Consider the following 17,276-nt stretch of genomic DNA (forward strand, 5'->3'; position numbering starts at 1 on the left):
GACGGGCGCCCCCATGCGCATCCTGGTGCTCGCGGATATCCACGCAAACTTCGAGGCGCTGGAGGCGGTGCTGGCAGACGCCGGGGCCTGGGATGCCCTCTGGTTCCTCGGGGACCTGGTGGGTTACGGGCCGGACCCGGTGGCGTGTATCGATCAAGTCCAGCGCCTGGCAGCCGTGGCCCTCGCTGGCAACCACGACTGGGGGGTTCTGAGCCGGGTGCCCCTTTCCACCTTCAACCCCGCGGCCCGCCGGGTGCTGGAATGGACGCGGGAGCAGCTCCCCGCGCGCCACATCGAATACCTGATGAGCCTCCCAGCCCAAACGGAACAGGAGGGGATCACCCTGACCCATGGGAGCCTGCGGGCACCGATTTGGGAATACATCCTGGATCCGTATACCGCATGGGAGAACATCGAGCAGCTGCCCACCCGGATCGGCCTCTTCGGCCATACCCACGTGGCCATTGCTTACCATGCGCCGGATCGGGAGACGCCGCGGATGCACATCTTGGAGCCGCCCTATAATGAGCCCATCGACCTGAGGGAGGGATGGTGGCTGTTGAACCCGGGCAGTGTCGGCCAGCCTCGGGATGGCGATCCCCGGGCCGCTTACGGAATCCTGGACCTGGAAGCTATGACCTGGACGTTTCGGCGAGTTCCCTACCCGATCGCTGAGACCCAGGCGAAAATGCGCCGCCTGGGGTTTCCGCCGTTTTTGATTGAACGCCTCGCCTACGGCGAGTAGGAGTTTTCGGATGACGGCCGCTTCGGTCCTCACGCCGCGGGTCCTCCTCGTGGTCTTCGATCCGCCCATCGCGCCTGACTTTCCTCTCTCCCGGGCGATGGGCTGGAACCGAGTGGAGGAGCTGGTCGAGGGATACATCGCCGACCTGGAAGCATGCAGCCGGGGTACGGTCCGGTATCAGGTGGTGGCGCGCCTGGATTTCCCCTTGTTTCCCCCTAAAATCGACGGATTTCGCTACGCACCGGAGACTTATCGCGCGGTGCTGGAGGGCCGGCGACTGCCCCACGAACCGGACACTGCGGATTATCATGCGATCCTCACCGCCTGCGAGGGGGTTCCACGTGTGGCGCGCGGAGAGATCGATGAGATCTGGCTTTTCGGCGGCCCCTACTTCGGGTTCTACGAGTCCCGCATGGCTGGGCCCGGAGCTTTCTGGTGCAACGCCCCGCCGCTCCCCGGGGCGGAGGCCGCCGGGAGGCGGTTTGTGATCATGGGCTTCTCTTATGAACGCGGGATCGGGGAGATGCTGGAGAACTTCGGACACCGAGCAGAGGCGATCATGGAACGGGTTTTCGAAGGGGTCCCGGAGGAGCGAAACCTGTGGCGGCGCTTCACCCGCTATGATCGCATCGCCCCGGGCCGGGCCGGCGTCGGCACTATCCACTTCGCCCCCAACAGCGAGCGGGATTACGATTGGGGGAACCCCCACTACGTCTGGAGTGATTGCGATGACTGGCTGCACTTCCCGGATCTGCGGGGCCGGGGGCGATGGGTGAACTGCGCGGAGTGGGGCGGCGGGGACATCCGGGAGCATCACCGATGGTGGCTCCGCCATCTCCCCTGCGCTCCCGGGGAGACCGACGGCATCTCCCATCACTGGTGGGGCTACATCGTGGATCCCAACACCGTCCCCCGATGAACGGATCCCCGATTCGCCCGGCCCGGGGATCCGCGGTAAGATCTTCCTGCAGAACGTGGTGGGAGGCCTCCATGTGCGGGCGCTACACGATCTTCACGGAGCCGCGGCGGCTGATGGAACGGTTCCGGGCGGAATGGCCGGATGCGCCGTGGCAGCCCCGGTATAATGCAGCCCCTACCCAGCCCCTTCCCGTGCTCCTCAACAAGGATCCCCGGCGGATCCGCCTGTTGCGGTGGGGGCTGATCCCCCACTGGGCGGAGGACCCGGCGATCGGGAACCGGCTGATCAACGCCCGGGCGGAGACCCTGACCCAACGCCCGAGCTTCCGCGAGGCTTTCCGCCGGCGGCGCTGCCTGGTGCTGGCCGATGGGTTTTACGAGTGGCAGCACACGCCCCGCGGGCGTATCCCTTACTGGATCGGGTTGCAGGATCGGGAGCCCTTCGCCTTTGCTGGGCTGTGGGATCGCTGGGAGAGCCCGGAGGGGAAGATCATCGAGAGCTTCACCATCATCACCACCGTTGCCAATGAACGGGTCGCCCCTATCCACGACCGGATGCCGGTGATCCTGCTTCCGGAACATGAGGCGATCTGGCTGGATGATGCCGCCGGCCCCCGGGCCTGGCAGGAGATCCTACGCCCGTATCCGGCCGATCGGATGATCGCTTACCCGGTTTCGGCTCGGGTGAACTCCCCGCGGGCGGACGATCCGACTCTGATCCAGCCTCTATCCGAGCGTTAACCCAGAGGGCTTCCGCCGCATGGCTCCCCTTCTAAGCGGTCCCCCGTTCTTTTCCGGGTCGCGGAGGCCCCCAAAGCGCTTCTCAAGTCACCAGCGCTCCCTGTGCGGAGCTTCTCACAAGGAGCAAGCCAGACAGGCTCGCAGGGCCTGGAGCTGCGCCTCGACAGCGGAGCGAGCGGTGCCGCCGGGGGCGGCTCGACGCTCCACGGCAGCCTCGACATCCAGAGCGGCGTAGACATCCGCATCGAAAGCGGAATGATATCGGCGCATGAGCTCCAGGGGAAAGGCGGAAAGCGGTTTCCCCTGCCGAAGGGATTCCCCGACCAGCTCGCTGATCACCCGGTGCGCCTCCCGGAACGGAACCCCTTTGCGCACCAGATAATCGGCCAGCTCGGTGGCCAGCATCGCCTCCTCCAGGGCTTCCCGCATCCGCTCCGGCCGCGGCCGCATGGTCCGCACCAGGCCGGAGAGCACAGCAAGCAGGACCTCCAGCGTATCCACGGCCTCGAAGACCGGCTCTTTATCTTCCTGCAGATCCTTGTTGTAACCGGAAGGGAGGCCCTTTAGCACCGCGAGGAACCCGATCAGACAGCCCATGAGACGCCCTGCTTTCGCCCGGGCCAACTCCAGGGCATCGGGGTTGCGCTTCTGCGGCATCAGGCTGGATCCCGTTGTGTAAGCTGGATCCAGCGCCACGAACCCGAACTCCGCGCTGGTAAAAAGAATGAGATCCTCCGCCAGCCGACTCAGATGGACGCCGATCATGGCGGCAATGAAAAGGAACTCGGCGACGAAATCCCGATCGGAAACGGCATCCAGGCTGTTCGGGGAAAGGGACCGGAAGCCCAGCTCCCGGGCCAGGGCCTCCCGGTCGATCGGGAAAGGCGTCCCGGAGAGGGCGCCGCTGCCCAACGGGAGAGTCGCCAGACGGGGATAGGCGTCTCGCAGTCGCGCCCGGTCACGCTCCAAAGCCCACGCATGGGCCAAGCACCAGTGGGCGTACCGGATAGGCTGGGCCCGCTGAAGATGAGTATAGCCCGGCATGATCAGGTCCAGATGGGCTTCGGCCTGCGCCGCCAGGGCCTCCTCCAGCTCCCGCAACCCCTGATCCAGCCGGGGCCAGACCTCCATCAGGAACAGACGCAGGTCGGTGACCACCTGGTCATTGCGGCTGCGCCCCGTGTGGAGCTTGCCGGCGATCGGACCGATGTGCTCGGTCAGCCGGCGTTCGATAGCGGTGTGGATATCCTCGTCGGTGGGCTGGAAAACGAAGTCGCCCGCATCCAGCTCGGCCTGCACCGCCTTCAGGCCGGCGATGATCCTATCGCACTCCTCGGGCGTGAGCAGGCCTGCCCGGGCCAGGACGCGAGCCCAAGCGATTGAGCCGCGGATGTCATAGGGGTAAAGACGGCGATCGAAGGGGAGCGACGCATTCAACCGCTCGAACGCAGGATCCAGCAATGGGCCTTCACGGGTTCCCCACAAACGCATCCCGGTCACCTCCTTTCGGAATCCGGCGCCTCCAACCCATCGCTCTGTTCGCGAACACCTGATGGGCTCTCCGCTTCGCCCCCTGCCTGCTCCAACAACAGGGCCAACCGGATCCTAAACAAGGCATTAACCTTTGGGTGATCACGACCTGGCCAGCCCAGAAGAGGGCTGAGAGCAGCCCGAGCCCTGTGGCGATCGCCTGTTCCGGGCCGCCTGCCATGGGCGGGCCCATGAAGGTCAGGACATGGAACTCTCTTCGATCCCGATGAGGGATACCGGGCCCTCCGGATAACCGATCTCCACGAGGACTCCCCAGACCCGGGGAAGCTCCGGCCCAGGCGTGAGGCCCAGCTCGGAAGGTTCCAGTGTAAATAGCTGGGATCGGAGATCCCAGAGTGGATGCGATCCGGTAGATGTCGTCCTAGGTTCCCGCCCCCTCTCCATGATCTGACCGCCTGTAACGGTATTGTAACCGAACCGGACATAGATCGGCGGTGGGGAGGGCCTGGAGGGAATTCCCCTTCCTGTGCCCCTCCGGCCCGAGGGGGCAGGACCTCGAACAAACTTAATCCGGCCGGTCCGGTTTGCCAAAGCCAGGGCTCCTGCTTATGCTAAGCGTTGGGGCCGGCGGCGGGCGCCATCCATGTGGAGATCCAGCTCTGGAACCCAGGAGGTTTCCATGCTCCGTGAAGACGCGCTGGAATACCATCGCAAGGGCCGTCCCGGCAAGCTGGAGATTGTCCCCACCAAACCCATGATCACTCAACGAGATCTCTCCCTCGCTTACAGCCCGGGCGTTGCTTACCCGGTCCTGGAGATCGAGAAGGATCCAGACCTGGCTTATGAATACACGACGAAGGGGAATCTGGTGGCAGTGATCTCCAACGGCACTGCCATCCTCGGACTGGGAGATCGAGGGGCTCTGGCCTCGAAGCCGGTGATGGAAGGTAAGGCTGTGCTCTTCAAGAAGTTCGCCGACGTGGATGCCATCGACATCGAGGTGAACACGCGGGATCCGGATGAGTTGATCCGGGTGGTGCAGGCCATCGCCCCCACCTTCGGGGGCATCAACCTGGAGGACATCAAGGCGCCGGAATGTTTCTACATTGAGGAAACCCTGCGCGCCACCCTAGACATCCCGGTATTTCACGACGATCAGCACGGGACGGCGGTGATCTCCACGGCGGCCTTGCTCAATGCCCTAGAGCTGGTGGGCAAGCGCATCGACGAGATCAAGGTGGTGATCAACGGGGCAGGGGCCTCTGGCATTGCCTGCGCCGAGCTCTGGGTGAAGCTGGGGGTACGCAAAGAGAACCTCATTATGCTGGACACGAGGGGGGTGATCTACAAGGGGAGGAAGGAGGGAATGAACCCCTATAAAGAGCGCTTCGCTGCGGAGACCGATGCCCGGACCCTGGCAGAAGCTATCCGCGGCGCCGATGTGTTCCTGGGCCTCTCCGCCCCCAATGTGCTCACCCCAGAGATGGTGAAATCGATGGCCGAGCGGCCGATCATCTTCGCCTTGGCCAACCCGGACCCTGAGATCCGCTACGAGCTGGCCAAGGAGACCCGCCCCGACGCCATCGTGGCCACCGGCCGCAGCGATTACCCCAACCAGGTGAATAACGTCCTCGGCTTCCCCTTCATCTTCCGCGGGGCCCTGGATGTGCGGGCGCGGGCGATCAACGAGGAGATGAAGCTGGCCGCGGCGAGGGCCCTGGCCGCCCTGGCACGCGAAGATGTGCCGGATAGTGTGCTGAAGGCTTACGGGCTGGAGACGCTGCGCTTCGGGCCGGATTACATCATCCCCAAACCGCTGGATCCCCGGGTGATGCTCTGGGAGGCGCCGGCGGTGGCCCAGGCGGCGATGGAAACAGGGGTGGCCCGCATCCACATCGATATCGAGGAATACCGGGAGCGGCTGGCGGCCCGCTTGGGCAAGGGCACCCAGGTGATGCGTTTCATCATCAATAAGGCGAAAGCCGCCCCCAAGCGCATCGCCTTCGGAGAGGGCGAGGAGCTCAAGATCCTCCGCGCCGCCGCCCTGGTCCAGGAAGAAGGAATCGGCCGACCCATCCTCATCGGACGCCCGGAGGTCGTCCGCCAGCGCATCGAGGAGCTCGGCCTGCGCTGCCAGCCGGAGATCGTCTACCCCCCGGAGTTCCCACGGCTGGAGGAATACGCCCAGCGCCTCTTCGAGAAGCGCCAGCGCAAAGGCGTCACCCTCCCGCTGGCCCGCACCTTGCTGCTGGAGCCCAACTACTTCGGGCCCATGATGGTGGAAATGGGAGACGCCGATGCTTTCATCTCAGGCCTTACCTATGATTATCCCTCGGTGATCCGCCCCGCCCTTCAGGTGGTGGGGGTCCGGGAGGGCGTTCGCAAGGTCGCCGGGCTTTACATCATGATCGTGAAGGAGAAGGTCTACTTCTTCACCGATGCCACAGTGAACATCGAGCCCACGGCGGAGGACCTGGCCGAGATCGCCATCATGGCCGCGGACTTCGCCCGGCGTTTCGATATCGAGCCGCGGGTGGCCATGCTCTCCTTCTCCAACTTCGGCAGCACCCGCCATCCCCTCTCGGAGAAAGTGCGCCTGGCGGTGGAGATCGTGCGGCAACGACGTCCAGACATCTTGGTCGATGGAGAGATGCAGGCAGACACCGCGGTGGTGCCGGAGATCATTGAGGAACGTTACCCCTTCAGCCGAGTGAAGGACGCCAACATCCTGGTCTTCCCGGATCTGGAAGCGGCGAACGTCTCGTATAAGCTGTTGCAACGCTTGGGGAACGCCCAGGCCATCGGGCCGATCCTGCTGGGGATGGGCAAGCCGGTCCATGTCCTTCAAACGGGTGATGAGGTCCAGGATATCCTGTTCATCGCCGCGATTGCTGCCTTGGATGCTCAGGAGCGCGGCCAGGCCCGGGCTCCCACCCTCGCCTCGAGTCAGGGCATCGGAGCCGCTCCAGAGGGACGATTGCTTTAAGGGATGGGAGACCCCCCTTACGGCACCTCCCCATCTTCGAAGCCTATGGACAGCCGAATGATTTGACAGAGCGGCCAGCTCTGGTAGAATTGGAAAAGGACCGCCGGGGTGGCGGAACTGGCAGACGCGCCACGTTCAGGGCGTGGTGGGCCTACGCCCGTGCGGGTTCAAATCCCGCCCCCGGCATGGTCGGGCGAACCCAGGGCGTGGGGAGGGCATAGAAAGGCCCTCCACGCCCTTTTTTTATCCGGAGGGGGATCCGATGGAGAGGCGTCCATGGGCGGGCGAGATCAGCCGATGGCTGGTCCGTCTGATTGTGGGGATGGGATTGGCGCTCCTGGCCCATGTGGCGTGGGGGAACCTGGACCTTTATCGGCAACGGGTGGAGCGAGCCGAGCGCCTGCACCAGGCGATCACCATCGAGCAGATCCGGGCGACCCGCCTCGCTGAGCAAGCCCGATATGTGCAGAGCGAGGAGTTCGTAGCCCGCTGGGCCCGCATGGAGGCCGGAATGATCCGCCCTCGGGAAACGCCCTACCGCCTGGAGCGCATCCCTCCCTCTCCCACGCCTTACCCCACGCCCACCCCCACTCCCTCCCCCTGGCAAGCCTGGTGGATGCAGCTCTGGGGTCGATGAGAGCCCCTGGATGGCGCGCTTCCCTCACGAATCCCAGCCCTTCTTCATCCCCTCCCGCTCTTCAAACGTCTCCTCGCTTTGCCCAGATCCCAAAGGGGAGTTCTGATCATCGAACGACCCCGAAGCTCGCTTACAATTAAGCATGGGAAAACCTCTATCTTCAGGGAGGCCCGATGGCGAAAGGAAGCGAGAAGGCAAAGGATGTCATCCAGGTAGAGGGAACAGTTGTGGAAACGCTGCCCAACGCGATGTTTAAGGTCCGTCTCGATAATGGCCACGAGGTGCTGGCCCATCTCTCCGGACGGATGCGGATGTATTACATCCGGGTGCTGCTGGGGGACCGCGTCCTGGTGGAGCTTTCCCCTTATGATCTGAGCCGAGGGCGCATCGTGCGCCGGCTTTCCCGGTGATCCGAGGGGCACTGTTAGCTGCCCCCTGAGGGCGGGCATGCCGCTCGGAGGGCGAGATAGCAAAGAAGGGGAAAGCGCCATCCGTTACCGCTTGGAACCCGCCGAAATGCAACCGGGCAAAGCAAGACGTTTCCCCTCCACCTTTCTTGCTCTTCCATACGGCAAGGCCCTTATAATAAAAACGAACCGGCCGCAACGGCGGGTCTCTCCCTCCGTTGCCCCAGACCGTCGAAGGAGGTGCATCGCATCGCTGAATGGAGGATCATCCATACTGGCCGCGGTTTCTCCGCCGCATCCCACAGCTCCACGGAGGGAGACCATGGACACCATTAAAGTGGCTGCTAAATCGCGCACCACGGCCGTGGCCGGAGCCATCGCGGGTGTCATCCGGGAACGTGGACGGGCGGAAGTGCAGGCCATCGGCGCCGGTGCCGTCAATCAGGCGGTCAAGGCCATCTGCATCGCCCGCGCCTACCTGGCCCAGGACGGCATCGATATCGTCTGTGTCCCCGAGTTCACCGACGTCAAGATCAACGATCAGGAACGGACGGCTATCCGGTTCGTGGTCGAGAAGCGATGAGTTCCCGCCTCGACCTCCATGTTCACACCACCGCCTCCGATGGCCGGTGGTCCCCCGCCCGGGTGGTGCATGAGGCCCTTGCGCGCAATCTGCGCTACCTGGCCATCACGGACCATGAGACCACCCAGGGGGCTGTGGAGGCGATGGCCCTCGCCCGTGACACGTCTCTGGAGGTGATCCCCGGCGTGGAGATCAGTGTCGGCAGCTCCGAGGAAGAGATCGACCTGCTGGGTTATTTCGTGGATCCCGCTCACCCGGATCTCCTTCGTTTTCTGAAGGGCATGCAGGCAGAGCGAACGGAACGGATCCGAGCGATGGCCGAGCGTCTGGCTCAGCTCGGGATGCCCGTCCCTTGGGAACGGGTGCTGGAGCTGGCCACGGGGGACGTGCTGGGACGCTCCCATCTGGCCCGGGCCATGGTGGAGCAAGGCTATGTGGCCGATGAAGCCGAAGCCTTCCGACGGTGGTTGGGACGAGGCTGTCCCGCCTATATTCCTCGACGGCCGATCGATCCCCACGAGGTCCTTGCGGTGATCCGGGCGGCCGGCGGCGTGGCCGCCCTGGCCCATCCCGGGCGCTCCGGGCTTCCCCGAAATCTGGAGAGCTTATGGCGGGCAGGCCTGGTCGGGCTGGAGGTCTTCCACCCGGATCACTCCCCGGCCGATGTGGCCCGGTTGATCGCCATCGCCCGGATCTACAATCTGATCCCCACTGGCGGCAGTGATTTCCACGGCCCCGGCCCGGACGGCCGTATCCTTCTGGGCACGATGCCGGTCCCCGAACATACGGTGGAACGGCTTCGCGAGCGATGCCCGCGCTAAGCCCCCGCCTCCCATCCCCTCAACGGATCCCTCGGATTTCGTGCCCGTCGGAAGCACACGGCGAGAAGAGCAGACCACCCAGGGGTTCAGGCCATCCTCCATCGATCGGAGAAGCGCAGCGCCCGCCTTGTTCCTATCCATCTCGGATGGTATAATCCAATACGCCCTGATGAGAGGGCTACAGGTGGAAATGGGCAACCGCAAGCGAGGAGCAGGAAGAGATGGCCGCCGTTGGACCCACGTATCTGACACCGGAGGGCAAGCGACAGTTGGAGGAAGAGCTGGAATACCTGCGCACGATCAAGCGCCGGGAGATCGCTCAACGTCTGCGCTTCGCCATCCAGCAGGGCGATCTCTCGGAGAACGCCGATTACCACGCAGCGAAGGAGGAACAGGCCTTCATTGAAGGCCGGATTCGTATGCTGGAAGCCATCCTCAACAGCGCCGTCGTGATTGAGCCCCGGCCTTCGGAGGACGGCCGCGTGCGCATTGGATCGCGCGTCACCATCGCAGAGGACGGCGGCATGCCAGAAGTGTATGTGCTGGTGGGCCCCGCTGAGGCGGATCCCACCCAGGGGAAGATTTCGTATGAGTCGCCACTGGGTCAGGCGTTGTTGGGCCGGGCGCCGGGAGATGTGGTGACCGTAGAGGCACCGGCCGGCCTCTTCACCTTCCGGATCCTCGCGGTGGAATGAACGCTTCGGACAACTCGCCTCACGCTTCTCCCCCGCATTTCTAAAACACCTCAGGCCTGGAATTTTCTCTCTCCCCCTCCCCATGGCAACCATCCGCCAGCGATCCCAGGAGGGAGAAAAATGGGGGCCGGTTCAGCTCCCCAGGATAGCCAGCCCGGCCCCCAAAGCTCATGCCCATTTCTAACTTCTAATGAAGCTCGTCGAGCAGCGGTGTGAGATCCCGCTGGTAAATCGGCTCGAGATCCGCCAGGGCCTTCCCCCAGTAGGGGAGGCGGGCTGCCAGCTCATCCTCCAGGGTCGGCCGCTCCACCCGGTAGAAGATCCCAATGGGGATGCGATCCCCGTTCTCATAGGCCTTGAGAAGCGCCTGGGCTTTCTTCTCTATGATCTCTTTTTCGTCCGTCGGATTGTGAACCACCGGATCGTAGCCCGTCTCCTCCAGCTTGTAGACTCGCGCGTTGTAATACTCCCGCGTGTAGATATTGTTATAAGTTGGGCAGGGCTGGAGGACATCGATCAGCGCCGTTCCTCGGTGCTGAATGGCGGCTACGATGAGGTCCCGCAGGTGCCGCACGTCATAGGCATAGCCACGCGCGATGAACGTATAGCCCGCCCCCAGGGCCACAGCGATCGGGTTGAGGGCCTCCATCAGATTGGGCTCAGGCAGGGATTTGGTCTGCACGCCTTTAGGCAAGGTGGGAGAAGCCTGGCCTTTGGTCAGGCCGTAAACCCCGTTGTTGAAGACGATGTAAGTCAGATCCACATTGCGCCGCCCGGCGGCCAGGAAATACCCGGCTCCGATCCCATAGCCATCGCCATCGCCTCCCACGGCGATCACCGTCATCTCCGGATTAGCCAACTTGAACCCCGTGGCCACCGGCAGCACACGGCCGTGGAGGGTGTGAATCCCATAGGTTCCGATGTAATGGGGCGTCTTGCCAGAGCAGCCGATCCCCGAGAGAATCGCCACCTTATGCGGAGGAAGCTGCAAAGCGGCCAGCGCCTGGTGGATGGCGTTCAGGATCCCGAAATCCCCACAACCAGGGCACCAATCCACCCAAACTTCCGTCTTGTAATCCTTCACCGCATAGGCCATGGGATCACCTCCCGGGCTTCGCTGGAGATCATCACAATCCGCTCCTCATCGTTCTCCAGAGCGCGACGGACCCCTTCGAGGATCTCATTCACTGTGAACGGCCGGCCATCATATTTCAGCACCCGCTGGGGGATCCGAAATCCGGTCATCTCCCGGATCAGGTTCCCCAGCTGACCGGAGTAATTGTTCTCGATCAGAATCACGCGGCGGGCCTGCCGCAGGATCGCCCCCACTGGCTCGGCCGGGAAGGGCCGCATCATCCGGATCTGAAGGAAATTGAAGGTCAGCCCATTCAAGGTCGCGAGCTCCTCCAGCGCATCCAGGATCGCGCCTTTGGTGGTCCCCCACCCCACCAGGGTCACCTGGGCATCCGCAGGGCCGTAGAGGGTGAACTTCTTGCTGTCCGGGATCTCCCGGGCAGCCAGCTCCAGCTTGCGCATCCGTTTATCCATTTGCTCTAGGCGATGCACCACCCCTTCGGAGATATGACCCTTGGGGTTATGCTCATCGGTGGTGGTCCAGAAGATAACGCCCTCCGTGCCGGGGACCACCCATGGGGAGATGCCGCTTTCGGTCACCGCGTGGCGCAGGTAGCCATCCTGCTGGCCCGCCGGCTGATAGCGGATTCCCCGATCGATCACCAGATGACGGGTTTCGAAGCGAGGCACCGTGGTATAGCTGCTGGCCAGGTACTTATCCAACAGCACGATCACAGGCATCTGGTAACGATCGGCCCAGTTAAAAGCCTCGAAGCTATCGTAGAAAGCTTCCACCACATCCCCTGGGGCGATGACGATATGGGGGAACTCTCCATGGGCAGGATGGAGGGCAAATCCGAGATCGGCCTGCTCCGTGCGAGTAGGGAGACCCGTGCTGGGGCCGCCGCGCTGATAGAGGAACACGACTAGACCCGGCGCCTCGGTGATGGCCGCGAAACCGATGCCCTCCGGCATCAGGGCAAAGCCCGGCCCCGCTGTGGAGGTCGAGGCCCGGGCGCCCGCATGGGCGGCACCGACCGCCATGTTGATCGCCGAGATTTCATCCTCCGTCTGGATGACCACCACGTTGTATTGGCTCTGGACCGCTTCCAGATACGTGCTTTCATCCGTCGCCGGGCTGATCGGGTAGTAGGTCTGGACGCCCAGCCCAGCCTGAAGCTTACCCAGCGCCACCGCCTGCACACCGCGGATCAGGATGTGGTCCTCACGTCGCCCCCGCTTGCGAACCTTCCATGGAAAGTCGTTACCGAAATTTTCGCGTACATAATCATAAGTGACCCGCAAAGCCTGGATGTTCAAGTCCGCCAATCGGGCCCGACGCCCCTTAAACTGCTCCCGGATCACCTCGGCAACGAGATCGAAATCGTAATCCAGAACCGCCAGGGTGGCCCCCAGAGCCACGGTGTTTCGCATGATGTCGTATTGGCGATACTCCGCCGCCTTGCCAAAAGGCTCCAGCGCTCGACGGATCATCTCAAAATATGGCACCGGATAAAGCCGCAGATCTTCCCGCTTCAGGCGATCCCGGATGTCTCCCAGATCCGCATCGTAGATGATCCCGCCCCCCGTAACCACTTCGTGCACGTGTCCATGATGCGTGGGGAACTCGGGGTTGTGATGGTGGTCCCCGAAGAGGGTTTCCTCATCCAGCGCAGCCAGGAGATGAACCTCTTCAACAGGGGCATGGACGGGATCCTCAGCAACCCGAACCCGATAATAGCTGTGCTTGCCCATAATGTTGGAATGGTATTCGATATTGGCGAACACATAGAGCCCACCCCGATTGAAGGCTTTCGCAAGGGTTTCCGCCGCCACATTGATCCCACTGCCCTGAGGCCCCCCGATCATCCAGGAGACGAACCGTTTCGGCATGGCACCTGCCTCCTTCCTTGAGAGTAAGGATAAGGGACGGATCGGCCGCCTGCGCGTCTCACCCGTCCCTCGATCGAACATCCCCTTGAGGCCATGGGCCTCCTCAAGGGGTCCAACGACCCGGCCGGCGTGGGGGGCACCTGCCGCCCCCCCATCCCAGTGCTTTTCATCAAGTATACCCGGGATAGGGGCGATTGTAAAATTCATAACAGATGAAAAAGGGGGAACACCCCCGGATTGGGGGTATCCCCCCCATTTGGGGGATGCCGCCGATGCTCTGGATGCCCATTGCATTCGCTCAGGAATGGACGTCCACCTTCGGGAGGGCGCTGGGGAAAGCTCGCTGGTCTGACCATGGTATGGATAAGGAACCGAGATGGGGAAAGGGGGAACAGGCCGCTTCATCGCTGTTCGAGGTTCATGCCTTCTGCCCCCCGCGCGCGAATCAGGAGGGTCCACTGGCCCTTTTGCACCACCTCGCCCCGCTGATTCCGAACCTCCACGCTGAAGATCACAAATCCTGCCCGGCCATTTGGTGCGGGGCGCTTTTGAGTCACCTCGATTTCCACATAGATCGTATCCCCGATGCGGATGGGGGCTCGGAATCTCCACTCCAAGCCAGTGAAGGCTTCCACGGTCTCCTCCAGGAACCCCAGCCGAGTCGCCAATCCCGAAGCAATGGCCAAGCCGAGCAGCCCGTGGGCAATCCGTTCCCCAAAGATCGTGCCCCGGGCGTATTCCGCGTCCGTATGGAGCGGCGTGTAATCGCCGGATAGCCCGGCGAACATCACAATGTCCGTCTCCGTCACCGTGCGGCCCGGGGTGCGCACCTTCCAGCCGATCTCCAGGTCCTCGAAATACAGTCCCCGAGTGAGCGCTCTCTCTTCGGACATGGGCGATGCCTCCCGTGAGAAGGGATTTCCATTCACCGATTGGATGCCCAGCGCGTGGGGCGATCTCCATCGCCTGAAAGGATCCGCGATCATGCCTTGAAGTATAATCGGCTCGAGGGGTGCCCTCAAGCATGAACCCGGCTTTCCAGACTTCCATAGATCCGGCTCGTGGAGACTCCGGATGTGGGTGGAACAGGAGATCCGACAACAGCCTGAGGTCGCCGATCGCCTGATCCGCGAAGGATGGGAGGAATCGCGGCAGATCGTGAACGCTGTGCGTCGTTTTCAACCGGCGCTGGCGGTGCTGGCCGCGCGGGGAAGCTCCGACAACGCCGCCCGATATGGGCAATACCTACTGGGGGCCTTCGCCGGTCTCCCGGCCGCCCTCGCCACCCCTTCTCTCATCACCTTCTACCGTCGACCCCCTCGCATGGACCACGCGTGGGTAATCGGGATCTCCCAATCCGGCCGCTCACCGGACATTGTGGAGGTCATCCGAGAAGCTCGACATCAGGGCGGATGGACCCTGGCCATCACCAATGATCCTGCCTCTCCCCTCGCCTCGGCCGCCCACGCGGTCCTTCCCCTGCGGGCAGGGGAGGAACGCGCGGTGGCTGCCACCAAGACCTATACGGCGCAGCTGATCGCTCTCGCCCTCCTGGTCACGGCCTGGACCGAAGACGCCGCCATGCGGGAGGATCTGCTCCGGTTGCCAGAAGCCATCGCCCAGGCGCTGGACACGGAGGAGGCCGCCCAGGAGGCGGCAGCATTCTGGCAGCGGGTCGTCCACGGGGTGGTGATCGGCAGGGGTTTCAATTATGCGACGGCGTTCGAGGTCGCCCTCAAGCTCAAGGAATTGGCTTACATCGTGGCGGAGCCGTATTCCTCGGCGGATTTCCTCCATGGGCCCATCGCCCTGGTGGAGCCGGGCTTCCCGGTGTTCCTGATCGCTCCGGGTTCGACCTTCCGCTCCGAAATGGAAAGCCTGGCCCGCCTGCTTCGGGAGCGGGAGGCCCATCTCACGCTCTGCAGCGAAGATCACGGGCTGCTCGCCATGGCGGATGTGCGCCTCCCGCTGCCCCCGGTTCCGGAGTGGCTCTCACCGATGGTGGCTGTGATCCCTGGCCAGTGGTTCGCCGTCTCCCTCGCCCGATGGAAAGGACTGGATCCAGACCGGCCGCGAGGCTTACAGAAGGTCACTCAAACGCGATGAACCAAGGGTGCAGACCTTCCCCGGGAGTGTTTTCATGAGCGAGTGGGAGGAACTTGAGCAGGCTCCCATCCCTTACCTCACGGTATCCCAGCTGGCCGCCCATCTGAAGGAAGCGATCGAATCCCGCTTCGCCTGGGGGGATCTGTGGGTGGAGGGAGAAGTAGGGGATCTCCGCCCTACGGCGCCGGGTCACATCTTCTTCTCACTAAAAGAAGGGCGGGCCCAGATCACCTGTGTCATCTGGCGGACGCAGGCGGCCCGGATGGGCCAGCTGCCGGCGAACGGACAGACCATTGTGGCGCGCGGGCGGATCGGTTACTACGAGGATCGAGGGGATTGCCGTCTGTATGTGGATCGCTGGCTTCCCATCGGCCTGGGCCAGCGATTCCTGGCCCTCGAGGCGTTAAAGCGCCGGCTGGAGGCGGAGGGGCTGTTCGATCCCGCCCGCAAGCGGACGCTGCCTCCGTTCCCCCGCCGGATCGGCGTGGTGACCTCGCCGGCGGGAGCAGCTTTTCGGGACATCCTGAACATCCTCCGACGACGATGGCCCCTGGCCGAGGTGATCCTCTCCCCCACGGTTGTCCAGGGAGATGATGCTCCCCTTTCGATCGCCATGGCGTTGGAGAGTCTCCGAAGGGTGGCCGGGGTGGATCTGGCTATCGTCGCACGGGGTGGAGGGTCCAATGAGGAGCTTTGGGCTTTCAACGACGAGCGGGTGGTTCGGGCGGTAGCGTCCTCGCCGTTTCCAGTGGTCTCGGGCGTCGGCCATGCGATCGATCTCACCCTGACGGATGCCGTCGCCGATGTGCACGCGCCCACGCCCTCCGCGGCGGCGGAGCTGGCCACTCCGGATCGGGACGCGGTGATCGCTCAGATCGCCGGATGGCGGGATCGCCTGGAGCAGGCGATGCGCGCCCACCTGGAGCGGGCAGGGCAGGCCCTGACAACCCTGCGTGCGCGCCTGCAGGCCCACACACCTGAGCGGGAGCTGCACGCTCGTCTGGAGCGTCTGCACCGGCTGCAGACCCGGCTGAGGAGCGCGATCCGCCAGCAGATCCTGCAAGCGGAAGCCCAGTGGGGCTACCATCAGGCCCGACTGGAGGCACTAAACCCCCGCGCCGTCCTGGCCCGGGGCTACGCCTTGGTCCGCCGGGCCGACGGCCGCCTGGTCACCCGGGCGGATCAGGTCCAGCCTGGCGAGCCGCTTACCGTGCAGTGGATCGACGGGGAGGTCCCGGTGCGCGTGGAAGGAGGTTCCCCAGGATGAACGCCTATTTCCGCTTCGGCCCCCACGTGGAAGAAGCCCGAACGCGCCGCCAGCCGATCGTCGCCCTGGAGACGGTGGTGGTCGCCTTCGGCCTTCCCCGACCGGCCAACCTCCATGTCGCCCACAAGATGGAGGAAACCATCCGCACCGAGGGAGCGGTCCCGGCGACCATCGGGCTCTTGGAAGGACAGATCGTCGTTGGCCTGACGCCGGCTGAGCTCGAGCGATTCGCAGGAGACGAGGAAATTCGGAAGGTGAGCCGGCGCGATCTCCCGATCGTCCTGGCGCGTCGCCAGATCGGTGCCACTACGGTGGCGACCACCGCCTGGGCCGCCGCGCGGGCCGGGATCCGAGTAGTCGCCACGGGCGGGATCGGCGGGGTGCACCGGGGGGCGCCGTTCGATGTTTCGAACGACCTGCCGACACTGGCCACAGAGCCCGTCGTGGTGGTCTGCTCTGGAGCCAAGGCGATCCTGGATCTGCAGGCCACCCGGGAATGGCTGGAGACCTATGGGGTCCCGATCCTGGGGTGGGGCACGGAGACCCTGCCCGCTTTTTACAGCGCGTCCAGTGGTCTGCCGGTAGACGCCCGGGTGGATTCGGCGGAGGAGATCGCCCGCATCGCCCGAATCCATTGGGCACTGGGGGGGAAAGGGATCCTGGTGACCGTTCCACCCCCCGCCCCGGTGGCGGTGCCGCTGGATCGACTGGAGGGAGTGATCCGAGAGGCCCTTGAGGAAGCGGAGAAGCACGGGATTCGGGGATGGGCGGTGACGCCCTTCCTCCTGGCCCGTGTAGCGGAGCGGACCGGGGGGGAAAGCGTGCGGGTAAATCATGCCCTGCTGGTCGAAAACGCCCGCATCGCCGCCCGCATTGCGCGGGCCCTAAAGGCGTTATTCCAGGAGCCATGAG

The 17,276-nt window shown here is 64.0% G+C and carries 16 protein-coding genes and 1 tRNA gene; 13 read left to right on the top strand and 4 right to left on the bottom strand.

The features are described from left to right. The first annotated feature begins 13 nt into the window (after positions 1 to 13). The 3 genes from ACFMO3_RS09810 (at position 14) to ACFMO3_RS09820 (ending at position 2,404) form a co-directional block, all read left to right on the top strand. Positions 14 to 745 (top strand): metallophosphoesterase family protein, encoded by a 732-nt coding sequence (locus ACFMO3_RS09810; protein ID WP_376790226.1) that lies wholly within the window; start codon positions 14 to 16, stop codon positions 743 to 745. Between the two features lie 10 nt (positions 746 to 755). Continuing rightward, positions 756 to 1,664: a hypothetical protein gene (locus tag ACFMO3_RS09815; protein WP_376790227.1), complete on the top strand. Its 909-nt coding sequence runs from the start codon at positions 756 to 758 to the stop codon at positions 1,662 to 1,664. A 71-nt stretch (positions 1,665 to 1,735) separates the two neighbouring features. Further along, a complete protein-coding gene (locus ACFMO3_RS09820; RefSeq protein ID WP_376790228.1) occupies positions 1,736 to 2,404 on the top strand; it encodes an SOS response-associated peptidase in 669 nt (222 codons plus the stop codon). Positions 2,405 to 2,518: 114 nt separating this feature from the next. Here ACFMO3_RS09820 and argH read toward each other — a convergent pair whose 3' ends face one another. Beyond that, entirely contained in the window at positions 2,519 to 3,895 is a 1,377-nt protein-coding gene (argH, locus tag ACFMO3_RS09825; RefSeq protein ID WP_376790229.1) for an argininosuccinate lyase, read from the bottom strand. Between the two features lie 679 nt (positions 3,896 to 4,574). On the opposite strand from argH, the gene ACFMO3_RS09830 reads away from it, so the two are divergent. From ACFMO3_RS09830 to greA, 7 genes are all read left to right on the top strand, one after another. Next, entirely contained in the window at positions 4,575 to 6,881 is a 2,307-nt protein-coding gene (locus tag ACFMO3_RS09830) for an NADP-dependent malic enzyme (RefSeq protein ID WP_376790230.1), read from the top strand. A 102-nt stretch (positions 6,882 to 6,983) separates the two neighbouring features. Beyond that, a tRNA-Leu gene (locus ACFMO3_RS09835) sits at positions 6,984 to 7,067 on the top strand. A gap of 76 nt (positions 7,068 to 7,143) precedes the next feature. Next, entirely contained in the window at positions 7,144 to 7,518 is a 375-nt protein-coding gene (locus ACFMO3_RS09840; RefSeq protein ID WP_376790231.1) for a septum formation initiator family protein, read from the top strand. 173 nt (positions 7,519 to 7,691) lie between these two features. Continuing rightward, the gene (gene infA, locus ACFMO3_RS09845) at positions 7,692 to 7,928 is read left to right on the top strand and encodes a translation initiation factor IF-1 (protein ID WP_322802618.1); all 237 of its coding nucleotides are present in this window, start codon (positions 7,692 to 7,694) and stop codon (positions 7,926 to 7,928) included. 319 nt (positions 7,929 to 8,247) lie between these two features. Further along, positions 8,248 to 8,508 carry a stage V sporulation protein S gene (locus ACFMO3_RS09850; RefSeq protein WP_376790232.1) on the top strand — a complete coding sequence of 87 codons (261 nt, stop codon included), beginning with the start codon at positions 8,248 to 8,250 and terminating at the stop codon, positions 8,506 to 8,508. Next, positions 8,505 to 9,329: a PHP domain-containing protein gene (locus ACFMO3_RS09855; RefSeq protein ID WP_376790233.1), complete on the top strand. Its 825-nt coding sequence runs from the start codon at positions 8,505 to 8,507 to the stop codon at positions 9,327 to 9,329. Before ACFMO3_RS09850 ends, ACFMO3_RS09855 begins: the two co-directional genes overlap by 4 nt. Before the next feature lie 221 nt (positions 9,330 to 9,550). Next, positions 9,551 to 10,024 carry a transcription elongation factor GreA gene (greA, locus tag ACFMO3_RS09860; RefSeq protein ID WP_376790234.1) on the top strand — a complete coding sequence of 158 codons (474 nt, stop codon included), beginning with the start codon at positions 9,551 to 9,553 and terminating at the stop codon, positions 10,022 to 10,024. A 187-nt stretch (positions 10,025 to 10,211) separates the two neighbouring features. On the opposite strand, the gene ACFMO3_RS09865 is transcribed toward greA, so the two are convergent. From ACFMO3_RS09865 to ACFMO3_RS09875, 3 genes are all read right to left on the bottom strand, one after another. Continuing rightward, complete coding sequence (locus ACFMO3_RS09865) at positions 10,212 to 11,120, bottom strand: thiamine pyrophosphate-dependent enzyme (RefSeq protein ID WP_376790235.1); 909 nt, start codon at positions 11,118 to 11,120, stop codon at positions 10,212 to 10,214. Continuing rightward, a complete protein-coding gene (locus tag ACFMO3_RS09870; protein ID WP_376790236.1) occupies positions 11,105 to 12,991 on the bottom strand; it encodes a 2-oxoacid:acceptor oxidoreductase subunit alpha in 1,887 nt (628 codons plus the stop codon). Before ACFMO3_RS09870 ends, ACFMO3_RS09865 begins: the two co-directional genes overlap by 16 nt. A gap of 401 nt (positions 12,992 to 13,392) precedes the next feature. After that, positions 13,393 to 13,884, bottom strand: a complete 492-nt coding sequence (locus tag ACFMO3_RS09875) for a MaoC/PaaZ C-terminal domain-containing protein (RefSeq protein ID WP_376790237.1) — start codon at positions 13,882 to 13,884, stop codon at positions 13,393 to 13,395. 181 nt (positions 13,885 to 14,065) lie between these two features. On the opposite strand from ACFMO3_RS09875, the gene ACFMO3_RS09880 reads away from it, so the two are divergent. The 3 genes from ACFMO3_RS09880 to ACFMO3_RS09890 are packed head-to-tail and all read left to right on the top strand — an operon-like array spanning position 14,066 to position 17,275. After that, entirely contained in the window at positions 14,066 to 15,097 is a 1,032-nt protein-coding gene (locus ACFMO3_RS09880; RefSeq protein WP_376790238.1) for an SIS domain-containing protein, read from the top strand. A 34-nt stretch (positions 15,098 to 15,131) separates the two neighbouring features. Next, positions 15,132 to 16,364 (top strand): exodeoxyribonuclease VII large subunit, encoded by a 1,233-nt coding sequence (gene xseA, locus ACFMO3_RS09885; RefSeq protein ID WP_376790239.1) that lies wholly within the window; start codon positions 15,132 to 15,134, stop codon positions 16,362 to 16,364. Further along, the gene (locus tag ACFMO3_RS09890) at positions 16,361 to 17,275 is read left to right on the top strand and encodes a pseudouridine-5'-phosphate glycosidase (protein WP_376790240.1); all 915 of its coding nucleotides are present in this window, start codon (positions 16,361 to 16,363) and stop codon (positions 17,273 to 17,275) included. Before xseA ends, ACFMO3_RS09890 begins: the two co-directional genes overlap by 4 nt. Position 17,276 lies beyond the last annotated feature (1 nt).

Source organism: Thermoflexus sp. (assembly GCF_042408815.1).
Lineage (GTDB): Bacteria > Chloroflexota > Anaerolineae > Thermoflexales > Thermoflexaceae > Thermoflexus.

Coding starts and splice junctions, on each gene's coding strand:
- ACFMO3_RS09810 (WP_376790226.1), top strand. CDS start 14: ATGCGCATCCTGGTGCTCGCGGATATCCACGCAAACTTCGAGGCGCTG.
- ACFMO3_RS09815 (WP_376790227.1), top strand. CDS start 756: ATGACGGCCGCTTCGGTCCTCACGCCGCGGGTCCTCCTCGTGGTCTTC.
- ACFMO3_RS09820 (WP_376790228.1), top strand. CDS start 1,736: ATGTGCGGGCGCTACACGATCTTCACGGAGCCGCGGCGGCTGATGGAA.
- argH (WP_376790229.1), bottom strand. CDS start 3,895: ATGCGTTTGTGGGGAACCCGTGAAGGCCCATTGCTGGATCCTGCGTTC.
- ACFMO3_RS09830 (WP_376790230.1), top strand. CDS start 4,575: ATGCTCCGTGAAGACGCGCTGGAATACCATCGCAAGGGCCGTCCCGGC.
- ACFMO3_RS09840 (WP_376790231.1), top strand. CDS start 7,144: ATGGAGAGGCGTCCATGGGCGGGCGAGATCAGCCGATGGCTGGTCCGT.
- infA (WP_322802618.1), top strand. CDS start 7,692: ATGGCGAAAGGAAGCGAGAAGGCAAAGGATGTCATCCAGGTAGAGGGA.
- ACFMO3_RS09850 (WP_376790232.1), top strand. CDS start 8,248: ATGGACACCATTAAAGTGGCTGCTAAATCGCGCACCACGGCCGTGGCC.
- ACFMO3_RS09855 (WP_376790233.1), top strand. CDS start 8,505: ATGAGTTCCCGCCTCGACCTCCATGTTCACACCACCGCCTCCGATGGC.
- greA (WP_376790234.1), top strand. CDS start 9,551: ATGGCCGCCGTTGGACCCACGTATCTGACACCGGAGGGCAAGCGACAG.
- ACFMO3_RS09865 (WP_376790235.1), bottom strand. CDS start 11,120: ATGGCCTATGCGGTGAAGGATTACAAGACGGAAGTTTGGGTGGATTGG.
- ACFMO3_RS09870 (WP_376790236.1), bottom strand. CDS start 12,991: ATGCCGAAACGGTTCGTCTCCTGGATGATCGGGGGGCCTCAGGGCAGT.
- ACFMO3_RS09875 (WP_376790237.1), bottom strand. CDS start 13,884: ATGTCCGAAGAGAGAGCGCTCACTCGGGGACTGTATTTCGAGGACCTG.
- ACFMO3_RS09880 (WP_376790238.1), top strand. CDS start 14,066: ATGTGGGTGGAACAGGAGATCCGACAACAGCCTGAGGTCGCCGATCGC.
- xseA (WP_376790239.1), top strand. CDS start 15,132: ATGAGCGAGTGGGAGGAACTTGAGCAGGCTCCCATCCCTTACCTCACG.
- ACFMO3_RS09890 (WP_376790240.1), top strand. CDS start 16,361: ATGAACGCCTATTTCCGCTTCGGCCCCCACGTGGAAGAAGCCCGAACG.